This window comes from Phormidium sp. FACHB-1136 (assembly GCF_014697375.1).
Lineage (GTDB): Bacteria > Cyanobacteriota > Cyanobacteriia > Phormidesmidales > Phormidesmidaceae > Nodosilinea.
The window spans coordinates 16,230-29,359 of sequence record NZ_JACJRS010000071.1; the positions used below are offsets into that span (position 1 = coordinate 16,230).

Annotated in this window: 5 protein-coding genes; 4 read left to right on the forward strand and 1 reads right to left on the reverse strand. The window is 62.4% G+C overall.

Features of this window, described 5'->3' with window-relative positions:
• Positions 1 to 267 precede the first annotated feature (267 nt).
• Positions 268 to 2,727 (reverse strand): selenide, water dikinase SelD, encoded by a 2,460-nt coding sequence (gene selD, locus H6G62_RS18585; RefSeq protein WP_190497872.1) that lies wholly within the window; start codon positions 2,725 to 2,727, stop codon positions 268 to 270.
• Positions 2,728 to 2,990: 263 nt separating this feature from the next.
• On the opposite strand from selD, the gene H6G62_RS18590 reads away from it, so the two are divergent.
• The 4 genes from H6G62_RS18590 (at position 2,991) to H6G62_RS18605 (ending at position 13,053) form a co-directional block, all read left to right on the forward strand.
• Positions 2,991 to 7,079, forward strand: a complete 4,089-nt coding sequence (locus H6G62_RS18590; RefSeq protein WP_190497874.1) for a hypothetical protein — start codon at positions 2,991 to 2,993, stop codon at positions 7,077 to 7,079.
• A 176-nt stretch (positions 7,080 to 7,255) separates the two neighbouring features.
• A complete protein-coding gene (locus tag H6G62_RS18595) occupies positions 7,256 to 9,001 on the forward strand; it encodes a DUF697 domain-containing protein (RefSeq protein ID WP_190497878.1) in 1,746 nt (581 codons plus the stop codon).
• 72 nt (positions 9,002 to 9,073) lie between these two features.
• Entirely contained in the window at positions 9,074 to 10,483 is a 1,410-nt protein-coding gene (locus H6G62_RS18600) for a DUF697 domain-containing protein (RefSeq protein ID WP_190497880.1), read from the forward strand.
• A 98-nt stretch (positions 10,484 to 10,581) separates the two neighbouring features.
• A complete protein-coding gene (locus H6G62_RS18605; RefSeq protein ID WP_190497882.1) occupies positions 10,582 to 13,053 on the forward strand; it encodes a PAS domain S-box protein in 2,472 nt (823 codons plus the stop codon).
• Positions 13,054 to 13,130: the final 77 nt, after the last annotated feature.

Consider the following 13,130-nt stretch of genomic DNA (forward strand, 5'->3'; position numbering starts at 1 on the left):
GATGACAAGGGAGTTCAATGTCAATCTGGACAAGGCTTTAAGAGCATCGTCCCCATCGTTTGGCGGCAGGGTAAGTCCGCTGCCGCGTATCCCTGCTCCGTCGTCAAGGCCGTCAACACCGCCTGGGCCGTGACCTTCGGGTCAGCAAACGTCGTCTTAAAGGTCGGCTTGGGATGCATTGTGGCGGATGCCGATGATCGAGCGACTGCCGAGCCGAGTGGTCGCCGCGAATGCGCCATCTACGTTTGGGCGAACGTCGCCTTAGGGTTATGCACTCCACAAGCTGAGCGGGGATTGGGCATTGTCGAGGGGGCGCACCTCGCCGATGATGGCGGCTTCGGTATAGCCCTGGTGACGAAGGCGATCTAGGCAAGCTTGGGCCTGGTGGGCGGGCACAGCGGCCAGCAAGCCCCCGGCGGTTTGGGGGTCAAACAGCAGGGGATAGGTGGGGTGGTGAGCGTAGGTTTCGGCATTGGCGATGGCCTGGGCCGCTTGCAGATTCTGGGCCTGTAGCGAACTCACAATGCCCTGGGCGAGGGTATCCCTGGCCCCTTCCAGGATGGGCAGGCTGTCTAAATTCAGCTCGGCATTCACCGCCGAGGCCTTGACCATTTCCAGCAGGTGCCCCACCAGACCAAAGCCCGTCACATCGGTACAGGCGGTGGCCTGATACTGCCGAAACACCGCCGCTGCGGCATGGTTAGGGCGCATCATGACCGCAATGGCGGCTGCAATCCAGCGACCCTTGGCTGTTTTCTGCATATCTGCCGCAAACAGCGTCCCCGTCCCGATGGCCTGGGTGAGGATGAGGACATCCCCCGCCGCCATGCCCCCCTTGCGTAGCAGGTAATCGGGATCGGCCACCCCATTGCAGGCAAAGCCCACGGCCAGTTGGGGGCCTTCGATGGTGTGCCCACCAACCAGGGGCGTCCCCGTGGGCAGCAGCCCTTTATGGATGCCAGACAGCAGTTGGTAGAGGGTTTCGACCTGAAGGGCCGGGGTGGCGTAGGGCAGTTGCACCATCGCGAGGACGTTGTGGGGGGTAGATCCCATGGCATAGAGGTCGCTGAGGCCATGCTTGAGGGCAATTTGGGCAAACACAAAGGGATCGTCCACTAGGGCCGGAAAGAAATCCACCGTATGCACCATCACCCGACCGGGCGGAACCGCCATCACAGCGGCATCATCGGGAGATTCCAAGCCAATCAACAGGTCTTGGGGGGCGAGGTGCGGGAAATCTTGCTGCACCCGACGGAGCGCCTGGGACAGGACGGTGCTGCCAATTTTGGAGCCGCAGCCAGAGCAGGGCATGGGGGAGTCGGGAGTCGGGAGTCGGGAGTCGGGAGTCGGGAGTCGGGAGTCGGGAGTCGGGAGTCGGGAGTCGGGAGTCGGGAGTCGGGAATGGGGGGATGAAGGGGTGGACTTCATGGCGGGGAAGGCTGTAAACAGAGCCATGAATTTGCGGTCGATGTGGTCTTTCCAGCGGCGGCAGAGGGGGGATTCCAGCGCCAAGGGGCCACGGGCGGCGATGGTTTTGCCGTGGCCGACATCAATTAAATTAAGGAAGTCTTTTTGGGGACGGAAGGGTTTGAGGGGTTGCCCCTGGAGGAAACGGCGCAGATTGTCGTAGAGGGGTTGGCCCTGGCGCACGGCAAAAACCCCGGCCTTGGGACGAGGATGGTTGACCATGGTGGCCACATCCCCCGCCGCGAAAATGTTGGGATGGGACAGGGTTTGCAGGGTATCACCCACCTGGATAAAGCCCTGGTCATCCAGCGACAGGCCGGAACCCTGGAGCCAATCGGGGGCGGCGGCATTCGTCACCCAAAACACGCGATCACACCCCACCGTTAACCCGGATTTGCCGTGAACAATGCGCTGTCCGGTGGCCTCATCCAGGGTAATTTCGGTGACGGCCTCGTTGAGATGCACCTGAATCCCCCGCTCTTGGCAAATTTGCAGAATTCGCCGCCTTGTCCAGCGGTTGCGGCCTTCCGCCAAGGCAGGGCCACGGTGAAAAAGGTGGAGAGTGGCCTTCTCCAAAGACGAAAGACTGGCCCTCACCCCCCGGCCCCCTCTCCCCAAGGGAGAGGGGGAGTTAGAGGATCCATCAAAATCCCTCTCCCCTGGGGAGAGGGATTTAGGGTGAAGGCCACCGGGAAACTCAGCGTAAAGGTTTCCCAAGCATCTCGCCAACCTAGCCTCCATATTTAAGGTCAACTCCACGCCGCCCACGCCGCCGCCCACGATGGCGATGGTGCGGAGTTGGTCGGGCTGGGTCTGAATTTCCGCTAAAAAATCCTGCCATTGGCGCAGCAGATCCGGGACAGGTTTGGCCGGGATCGCGTACTCCTGGGCACCGGGAACGGCAACGGTTTGGGGGGTGCTTCCGGTGTCGATAGACAGCACATCGAAAGCAATAGGGGGATGGTTGGCGCAGAGTACGCGCTGGTTGGCCAGATCTAGCCCCACGGCCCGATCCATCACCAGGCGGCACTGGGCAAAGCGGGTGAGGGGACGCAGGTCGATGTGGGCTGCGTCGAAGTCGTACACTCCGGCCACATGGCTGGGCAACATACCGGAATAGGGCGTGTCTACCAGGTCGGTAATTAGCGTTAGCCGCACGCCGGAGAGGGGGGTCATGCCCCACTTCCGCAGCACCAGGGCGTGGGTGTGGCCGCCGCCGATGAGGACGAGGTCGGTGGAGTGGGGAGTGGGGGGGAGCATTGGGGGGAATGGGGAGTGGGGGGCGGGAGTGGATTGAGCGTAAGGGAGTAGACGGTGGGGGGATTGGCGGTGGGGTGGGGGTGGTTTGGGAATGGGGCTGTTATGATTTGGCGCATAGGTGAGGGGTGCGCTTTATCTAGCTTAAAACCCTGGTCAACCTTAGTGCTTTCAATTAGCCGTGGCCTGTGGTTTCTGATTCGCCACAGGGTTCCTGATTTTTCAAAGATGCCGTCCTTAAAAATGCCTGATTAAAATGCCCCATTATGGCTGACCCTCCATCGTCCCCAATTCGTCTAGAGCTTGACCTTGCCATCGACCAGCCCGGTTTGCTGGAGGGGTTGGAGGCGTGGCTACGGCTGGGGTTGCTGACCGAGGCCCAGGTGTTGGCCCTAGCCCAGACTCAACTTACCTGTGAGGTGCCGCCCCTGGTGGATCCGGTAGTCCATCTTGTCCCAAAGGCCAGCCCAGCGGTCAACCCAGACATTCACCCCGATCAGACCCAGGTGGGAGAGACTTTGGCCCCGACGGGCATCACCGATTTTTTGCCGCCCAATGCTGACGAAGAGGGGATTTTTCAGCGATTGCCGCCGCCGCCCTCGCCATCCCGTCGTCGCCAGCCCAGCCAGGAAGCCGTTGCGCCTAGAGCATTGACAACGGCCAGGGAATCCGCCTCGACCCGTCGTCAGGAAACTAGATCGCCATCGGCGACTGGGGTTTGGCTGAACCGCCTGCTGGGTGAGTTGAGCGTGATTTGGCTGTTGGGGTTAGGGGTGTTTTTGGTGGTGCTGTCGTCGGCGGTGTTGGCCGCGACCCAGTGGGCGAGGTTCAATGCCATGGGGCAGTACCTCGTTTTGTTGGCCTATACCCTGGCCTTTTGGGGGGTGGGGCTAAGCTGTGGCCGCCACGATCACCTCCGCCTTACCGCCAAAACCCTAGGCATGATTACCCTGCTGCTGGTGCCCCTCAACGTTTGGGCCATGGATGGCCTGGGGGTGTGGCAAACCACAGGAGGCTTGATGCTGGGCCTAGGTTCAGTGAGCATCCTTTCCTTGGTGACCCTCCAGGGGATGCGGCAACAGCGGGGATCTCCCCTAGAGCAGGGTAACGCCCTCGGCCTAGCCTATCTGCATTGGGGCTGGGGCTGGGCCGGAATGCCGCTGCTGGCGGTTTACCTGGGCGTGTTGGGCAGCGCCATGGTGACCCTCCACCGCACCCTCCACCGCCCCGCCCCGCCCCGCACCCCCCCTCTGCCAAGTGATGCCCCCGATCCCCCCAGCCTACGCCTCCCCACCCTCACCCTAGGCATTTCCCTAGGGATCCTACTCCTACGGGCCTTAACCCTCGCACCCCCGACCCAATGGGGACAATTTGGCCTTGCCTTTGGTCTCTATGCCGCCACCTGGGTCTGGCTGGGCCAACGCCACCTCTCCCCTCCCCGCCTCCCCGCCTCCCCCTGCTCCGACTCCTCCCCGATCCCCGACTCCCCCCTCCCCCCTCCCGCCGCCGCCCTCTCCCGCTGGCCCATCCTCCTTGGTCGCCTTTTGCTGGTCGGCAGTTGGCTGATATCCATCACCGACTGGTTAGCCCAAGCCTTTGGGATTAGTACTTTGGGTCTGGGGTTGCGTATTCAGGCGTTGCAAAAACTAGGGAAACGGCGGGATTTGCTGGCGGCCCATGTCATTGCGATTCAGCTTGGCTTTGTCGGTTGGGAACTGTTGCCCGAAGCCCTCCGTCAAAGCAGCACCGCCCTCCTCCTCGCTTGGACGGGGGCCGTATGGTGGCCTACGGCTCTGCTGGGAATTTCCCTGTTTCCCTACGTGATCGGGCTGGTGGTGTTGGGGGATGGGTACTATCGCCACAATCGGCCCAAACTGGGGCTTTTCAGTGACGCCCTGGCCATCATCGACGGCGTTTTGCTGATGCTGGTGAGCGCCACCGTGGGGCGGGTCTTGGTGATCAATCTCATCGCCTCCACCGTGACGGCCTTTGTGCTGGCAGGGCGCAGAACGCCCCGTCGTCAGGGCTGGATTGTGCTGAGCTATGGCCTGACGGTGGCCACCATTGTCGTCACCGTTGGTCAGCGTTGGCCCCAACTTCCCCTAGAGCATTGGGCGGCGGTGGGGACAACCTTGGCGACAGTGGCCATTCTGCTCAGCCAAGCTCTCCCGAACCTGTGGGGCAAAAGCGCTTGGCTCTATGGGTTAGGGCTGTCGGCGTTGACCTACCTGCTGCTATGGTGGCACCTGCTGACGATTCCCACCTTCTGGCAAAGCCCCTGGAGTCTGTTGGGCCTTGCCATCCCGGTGGCCTTCACCCTCATTCGTCGCCATACGGCCAGCCTACCCACCACCGCCCTCGCCCTGCTGTTCACCCTAGGGCTTCCCTGGACAAGGATGGTTGGCCTCGCTACAGCCATGGTGCTGTCGGCCATCAACGGCGCGGCCCTGCGTCAGCCCAGCGTGCCCTTTGTGACGGTGGCCTACGGTCTAGGGCTAGTCGTCGCCACCGTAGATCGCGCCTTCGTCGCCTTTCCCCATCACTGGACAGATTGGTACGGTGTCACCGCTGCCCTAGTTCTCGCCCTCTGGGGCACTTGGCGCATCCTCCCCCCATCCCCAGATCCAGCTTCCGCGACCCAACTTTCTCCAACCCCTAACCCCCAACCCCCAACCCCCTTACCCCTGCTCTACCGCACCGCCTGCGACCAGTGGGGCCATCTCCTCGCCCTAGGGCTATTGACGGTGGTGACGATCTTTCCCCGGTGGTTGCTGGTGGCCTGGGATCCGCCCAGAATGATGCCGATACTCGCCTTGGCTGGGCTTTTGCTGGGGTTGACCTTGCGGTATTGGGGTCAGGTACAACCGCGCACGGTTTATCTGGCGGGTTGGGCGGTGCAATTACTAGTAGCAGAGGGGATGGTTTGGCGCTGGGGGACGCCGCTGGCCTTGGCGGTGCCCACCTTGGGGTTGGGGGCATTGTCCCTGGCTTTGGCCACGGGGCTATCTCGATCTCGGCCCCATCTCGGCCCCCCCCTCCAGCATTTGACCCTGGCCTATGCCGGGTTAGCCCTGGTTTTGCGCAGCTATACCGCCACCGCCTGGACAGGATGGTTGGTGGTGGGTGCCTCGCTGCTGATTTTGGAGGTGGGTCGTCGGCAGCAGCAGACCTTAGCGCGATGGCTGGCCTGGTTGGGGCTGTCGGTGGGCTGGTATGAACTGGTGCTGTACCCCATGCTTCAGGCTCCGGCGGGGGCCATAGCGGATGGCGTCATCGTTCTAGTGGCGGTGGCGGCGGTGATTATGGTGGTCTATCGGCTGATGGCGGGGCGGCTGCGAGTGGGCTGGGGGTTGCCTTCGGCAGAGATCCTGGGGGCGGCCCATCTGCACTGGTTTCTGGGGTCGGTGCTGATGTTGGTGGCGGGGCTGTGGCTAGCCAGTCCCGTGGGAAAGGAGGGCGCGTCCTTGGCTGGACTGGGGGTGGGCGTAGCGACGGTGCTGGTGGCCTATGCCCTGCTACAAGGCCGTTTGGGCAACTCAGACGATCTCAAAGCCGCCTGGGTCTATGCGGGTTTGGTGGAACTGGTGGGCTGGTTTACCTTGCTGCGGCTGACGGTTCCGGCCTTGGCTGGGCTAGATGCCGGGTGGGGGGCGGTGGCCTGTGGGGTGGCGGTGCCGATTTACTGGCTACCCTGGCCAACCTATGGCTGGCCCCAGCGGCCCTGGCAGGTGATGGCGGTCGGGGTGCCCCTCGTCATCACGCTGATTACCCCCAGCCTTGACCATATTCCTAGCCTGTGGGTGCTGGTGGGGTTCTATGGTTGGCTGGCGTGGCACAGTGGGCGGGTGCGGGTCTCGTACCTATCGGCGGCGGCGGCGGTGTGGGCCGTGTGGCAATGGCTCGACCAACGATCTATCCAAGACGAAGTTCTCTGGATGATCCCCCTAGGACTGACCATGATCTACATCGCCCAGGTCGATCCAGACATGCAACAAGGCGATGCCAAAACCTTGCGCCATTGGCTGCGGGTGGCTGCGGGTGCCGTGGTGCTGTTCCCGGCTTTGGGTACCGCACACTGGACGGGCTGGCCCGTGGGGATACTCAGTTTGGGGATTTTGGGGATTGGCCTTTTCCTCCGCATTCGGGCCTTTTTATACGTGGGCACCCTGGTCTTTGCCCTCAATGCCCTGAATCAACTGGTGTTGCTGAATGCCACCTATCCCTTTATGAAGTGGGTGCTGGGTATTTTGCTCGGCATTGCCCTGATTTGGATTGCCGCCGACTTTGAGCGCCGCCGTGCCCAGTGGCTTCAAATGACCCAAGATTGGCTGCAAGAACTGGACGACTGGCAGTAATCCCGGTGGCCGTCATCCGTCATGGGTAGGACAGTCATCCCAGGCGGCAAGGGCGGGGCCGATAAACGTTCCGACGGAAGTCCCTACTGGAGGTGGGGTGGGTGGTCTGTCACAATGGGGGACGGTAATGAACATGTGGGCCTTCTTGGGCTCCGCAGGGTGAGGTAGGCAGCACCATGGCAGACAAGCAGTTTCTTTGGAAGCGTCCCCTCCTGGTGGGTGGGCTAGGATTATCCGCCTCCCTCGGGCTGCTGGAGGCCACCCATCTCAGCGGGTTTGACGGCTCGACCTGGTTCAGTGCCCTAGCGTTGGGTTCGGGCCTCTGGTGGTGGCGACAACGGCGACCCAGGGCCACCACGGATCCTCGCCCCGTGGCCGCTCCGGTGGTGGATCGGGCCAGGGTGGAGGCCCAGCTTACGGATTTGCGTCGCCTCATTGAAACCCTCAAGCTTGAAACCCTAACCGTGGAGCCCTCCAACCTCAAGACTCCCACGGTTGATCTCCCAACGGTTGAGCCCCCAACCCTTGAAGCTCTCAACGTTGAGTCCACCACCCTGACGCCTCTACCCTCAAGGTTGAACGAGTCCTCCCCACCCCCCACCCACCGTAGGGGCGAGGTCTCCTCGCCCACCCTAGGCGCTGTCCCCCAGACCACCATCGCAGACTATGAAGCGCAATGTCAGGCATTGGCCATGGCCCTAGACCGCACCCAACTGCAAGGGCTGGTGGTGGGGGAACGGCGCAGCGGCAAAAGCGTCCTTCTGCAACACCTGGGCACCCTGAAGACGGCATCGACTCCATCGGCACAGCAGACCGAGACCAACGTTGGACATCATCGGGTAACCTGGACCGAGACGCTGCCTGCCTGTGCAGATTCCGTCGATGCTGACCTGGTGCTGTGGGTCACCGATGGCGACCTGACGGCCTCGGCCCTAGCCCAGCTTCGGCAGCACGTCATCGCCGGACAGGGGGTGATTTTGGTCTTCAACAAAACCGACCACTACACCCCCACGGATCGCCATACCGTGCTCACCCAGCTTCAGCGCCAGGGGGACAGCCTCCCCGGCCCAGTGGCGGTGGTGGCGGTGGCCGCAGATCCTCGGCCCATCACCGTGCGTCGTCACCAGAGGGATGGGCAAGTGGAGGAATTCCAGGAAGCGGTGCCGCCCCAACTGACGGATCTAGACACCGCCCTCGCCGCAGTGCTGCCCCAAGCCCCAACCCTGGTCGCCGCCACCACCCTGCGCCAAGGGGAAGCCCTCCGCCAGCGCCTTCAGCAAGACCTCAACCAGGTGCGTCGCCAGCGGGCCATGCCATTGATCGATCAGCTTCAGTGGGTCGCCGCCGCCGCCGCCTTTACCAACCCTGTGCCAACGCTGGATGTGCTGGCCACCCTCGCCATCAACGGCCAGTTGATGATGGATTTGGGCCAGATCTACGGCTTTAATCTGTCCCTAGAAGAGGCCAAGACCGCCGCGACCACCTTGGCGGAACTGACGGTCAAGCTGGGCTTGGTGGAACTGTCTACCCAAGTGCTGACGACGGTGCTGAAAAGCCACTTCGCCACCTACCTGGCCGGGGGCACCGTGCAGGGGTTGAGCGCGGCCTACCTCACTCGCATGGCGGGCCTGAGTGTGATCGACTATTTTGAGCAAGCGGCCCTAGCGGGCACCCCTACCCAAGCCCTCTCCTGGGAGGCCATCGCCCAACGGTTGTCCACCGTCATGCAGCAAAATCGCCAGATCACCCTGCTGCAAAACCTGGTAAAACAGGGCATCAGCATCCTCAAACCCGCCCCCAGCCCAGCCCTGATCACCGCCTCCGTCCAAGCTCCCCTCACCCTAACGAGGCCCGACCCGATCACCGTTGCAGAACCGTCAGCCCCTCTCACCGTCCCAGACTCCCCACCCCCTCGCCCCTAACCCCGTCCGCGCCCATAGCACCATCCCTCCCGACTCCCGACTCCCGACTCCCGACTCCCGACTCCCCCTACCGTGACCTCCCCCCTACTCCACCGAACCCGCGAACTCCTGGGTCAAGCGATAGCCCGCTATGCCGCTGTCCTCCCTGCGGCCCCTGAGCTTGGCCCTGGGGTGGCCATGAAAACCGGGCTGGATCAACTGCAAACCCTCCAACGGCAGTTGGCCGAGCGACGGCTGACGGTGGCGGTGTTCGGCCTGGTCAGTCGGGGCAAGTCGGCGGTGATTAATGCCCTGGTGGGGAAGGCGGTACTCGAAACGGGGCCGCTCCATGGCGTCACTCGCTGGCCTCGGTCGGTGTATTGGCAACCGGAGGGCGTCCATACCCCAGACCATTTGCCTTGGCAGGTGGAACTGGTGGATACCCCCGGACTGGATGAGGTGGGGGGCGACGGACGGACGGAGATGGCCCAGACCGTGGCCCAGCAGGCGGATTTGATTCTGTTTGTGGTGGCGGGGGAGGTGACCACCCAGGAATATCAGGCTTTGGTGACGTTGTATCGACAGCAAAAGCCCCTGCTGCTGGTGTTCAACAAAATGGACTTGTATCCCGATCTGGATCGTCAGGATATTTACGACGGCCTCGATGCCCTGCGCCGCACCCTGGCCGCTGAGGTGGGTGATCTGCCGCCCTTGGCGGTGGATGAGGTGGTGATGGTGGCGGCCAGTCCGGCCTCGGTGCCCGTGCGCACGGAATGGCCCGATGGTCGGGTGCAGGAAACCTGGGAAGCGCCCCCCCCCCAGATTAATCCCCTGCGGGATGCCCTCCTTCGGCTCATTCAGCGGGATGGGGAAACCCTGGTGGCCCTGAATACCCTGCACCGGGCGCGTACCCTAGAGGCGGATTTGGTGAACCAGGTGGCGCAAATCCACAGCGACCAGGCCGATGCTATTATCTGGCGGTTTGCGAAGTACAAGGCGGTGGCGGTGGCCCTCAACCCCGTGGTGGGCCTGGATTTGGTGGGCGGGGCGATCAGCGATTTGGTGATGATTCGCACCCTGGCGCGGCTCTACGGCTTTCCCCTCACCAACCACGAGGCGGGGCGGCTGTGGAAGGCGATTTTGAAAAGCTCCGGTGCCCTGCTGCTGAGCGAACTGGGCAGCGGCTTGCTGGGGGCAGGCAAAACCACAGCGGCCCTGCTGAGCTGGGGCGACAGCGCCACCGGAATCACCGCCCTAGCCGGAGCCATTACCGCCCAGGCCAGCGCAGCGGGCTATGGCAGCTATGCCGTGGGCAAGGCGGCGAAAACCTACCTAGAACGCGGCTGCACCTGGGGGCCAGAGGGCATCAGCGCCACCCTTACCGCCATTCTGCAAGAGGCCGATACCTCCCCAGCCTTGGCCCGCCTCCGGCAAGAACTGGCCACCAGCCTAGCCCCGGTGGGAAGGGCGGAGAAGGCGAACCCTCCGGTGAACGTAGGCTAGGTCTTTATCCTCACCCTGTCGCATGGCCCTAGGGGATGGGTACGCTTAGGGCAAGGTTTAACCGTTGTACCATGATGTCATCCCGACATCCGCAGCCCATGTTGGCGTCATCTAGTCCTCCCCCTGCCCCCCAGGACGATTTGGAAATCCTATCCATAGACCCGCTGATCAGCCCTTGTCCGCCCTTGGTGAGTCTCCAAACGCCCATCAGGGTTGCCGCTCAACTGATGGCCCACCATGGCGTCCACTGTGTGCTGGTGGTGGATGGAGGCGACGCCCCTGGGGTGGGTCTCTACAGCGATCAGGCGGTGCTGGCCGCTGTGGCTACGGGCATCGATACGGCGACGACCCCCATCCGCGAGGCCATGGTGTGGTCGATCCCCACCCTACACCGAGGCGATTCCCTGGCGGTGGCCCTGGGGTTGCTGTCTTGCACGACGCTCCCCGGTTTGCCCGTCTTGGATGACCAGGGGCAGCCCTGTGGCTTTCTCTGTCGCCAGCGCTTAGCCGAGACTCCCTGGATTCAGCCGGAGGGAGTGGGCCAGCGGCTGACGGCATGGCCACCAGCGGAGGATCTGGGGCTGGCGATGATCACCCACATTCACTACCAGTTGCTGAGCCTGCATCGGCACAACCGTTTGCGCGTGTATCAGCGCTGTCTGAAGCTGATGGCCACCACCAGCGGGGCCAGTCGGGGCGCGTTGTTTAAAATTCACCATCGCGACAGTGCCGAGGGCTGGGTGAGCCTGCGGACGGCCTGGGAGCAGCCCGGACTACCCGCCCTGCTGGGGGAAACGCGATTTCAAAATATTCCCCACTCCACCCTGCAACGGTGGCACCACAGTCTCGCAAAAGGCCGCATTATTCAGGGTATGCGAGCGGATTTTCCGGCGGCAGAACAGGATTTTTTGGCCACCCTAGAGGCGGAATCGGTGCTGATTGTGCCCCTGCGCTACCGTAGTCGCTACTTTGGGTTTTTGCTGTTCACCCGCTGCCCCCACCTAGGGCCATGGGAGGCCACAACCGTCAAACTGTTGCGCACGGCGGCCATCAGCCTCTCCCTCAGCTTTGAGCAAAGCTACACCCAAAAGCGCCTCAAAGAAACAGAAACCGCCTTTGCCAGCCTCTTCCAGCACATCCCCGACCCGATCACCATTACCACCTTCCCGGAGGGGCGCTACCTGCTGGTCAACCAGGGTTACACCCAGTGGCTAGGCCATAGCGAGGCAGAGTTAATTGGGCAACGTCCCCAAGATGTAGGGCTGCGACACAATCGACGGCAGTTTGCCCACCTGCGACGCCAACTGCTGCAAACCGGATGGATTAAAAACGCCGAAATTGATACCCACACCCCCGATGGCCAGGTGAAAACGCTGCTGGTGTCTTCGGAACTGACGGAATTTCAGGGCCAAACCTGCCTGTTGTCTATTGGCAAAGACATTACCGAACGCCAGCAAACCCAGGCCGTGACCCGTGCCGCCGAGGCTCGCTTTCGGGCGATTTTTGAACAGGCTAGTGTGGCCATTTGTCAGGCGGATCTGGCTGGGAACTTGGTGGAAGTGAACCCCGGCATGTGCAAAATGCTGGGCTATGGCCGCGAGGAACTGACCCAAAAAACCTTCCAAGATATTACCCACCCCGACGACCTAGGGATGGATCTCACCCAGTACCAACAGCTTTTGGCGGGTACGCTGGCCTCCATGACCATCGAAAAGCGCTATATGCATCGCGATGGCCACGCTATTTGGGTAACGCTAACCGTGTGCCTAGTGCACAACGACCAGGGTGAACCGCTGTTTAGCCTAGGGGTGTCCCAGGACATCACCGAGCGGTGTCTGGCCTACCAACAAATTGAGCACCAAATCCGCCGAGAACAGGCTCTCAACCGTGTCATCCAAGCGATTCGGCAGTCCCTCGATCTAGACACCATTTTTACAACCGCCGCCTGCGAGGTGGCCCATCTATTGCAGGTGGATCACGTCCATATTCAGCGCTATCAAAACCATTCCCAGGTGTGGCAGGTGGTGGCCGAGTATCGCGCCCAGCCGGATCAGGTGAGCCTGCTCAACCAGGTCGGTACAGCGGGAGAAACCGCCATTACCCAACGGCTCCAACGCCTCAACATCGTCGCCCTTACCGCCGCCGATACCTCTCCGCCCCTGGTGCAAGCCCTCCCAGGTTGCTGGTTGTTGGTCCCCCTGGCCGTCAGCGATGCCCAGCCCTGGGGCTGTTTGGGTATCCATCGCCCTGCCCCAGTGGCCTCGGCTTCAGCCACCGCTGAGATCCTTGGCGACCCTGGCGAACCAGCGGTGTGGCAAGCCTCGGAGGTTGAATTGGTGAGTACCGTGGCCGACCAGTTGGCCATTGCCATTCAGCAAGCCCAAACCCTAGAACAGGCCCGCCACGATCTTGAGGAACGCCAGCGGGCCGAGGCTCGCCTGAAGGAAGCCCAGCGCATTGCCCACACCGGAAATTGGGAACTGCGTCTGCCCCACCGCACCCTGCTGTGGTCGGAGGAGATGTTCCGCATCTATGGTCTACTGGACAGTGGGAAGTTCTGTATCCGGTAGCGGGACGCCAAGAAAAACGGACATGAGCTGAGTCAATCGACCCATCATGTCCGAAACTGGCTGATGTAAAGCCTTTC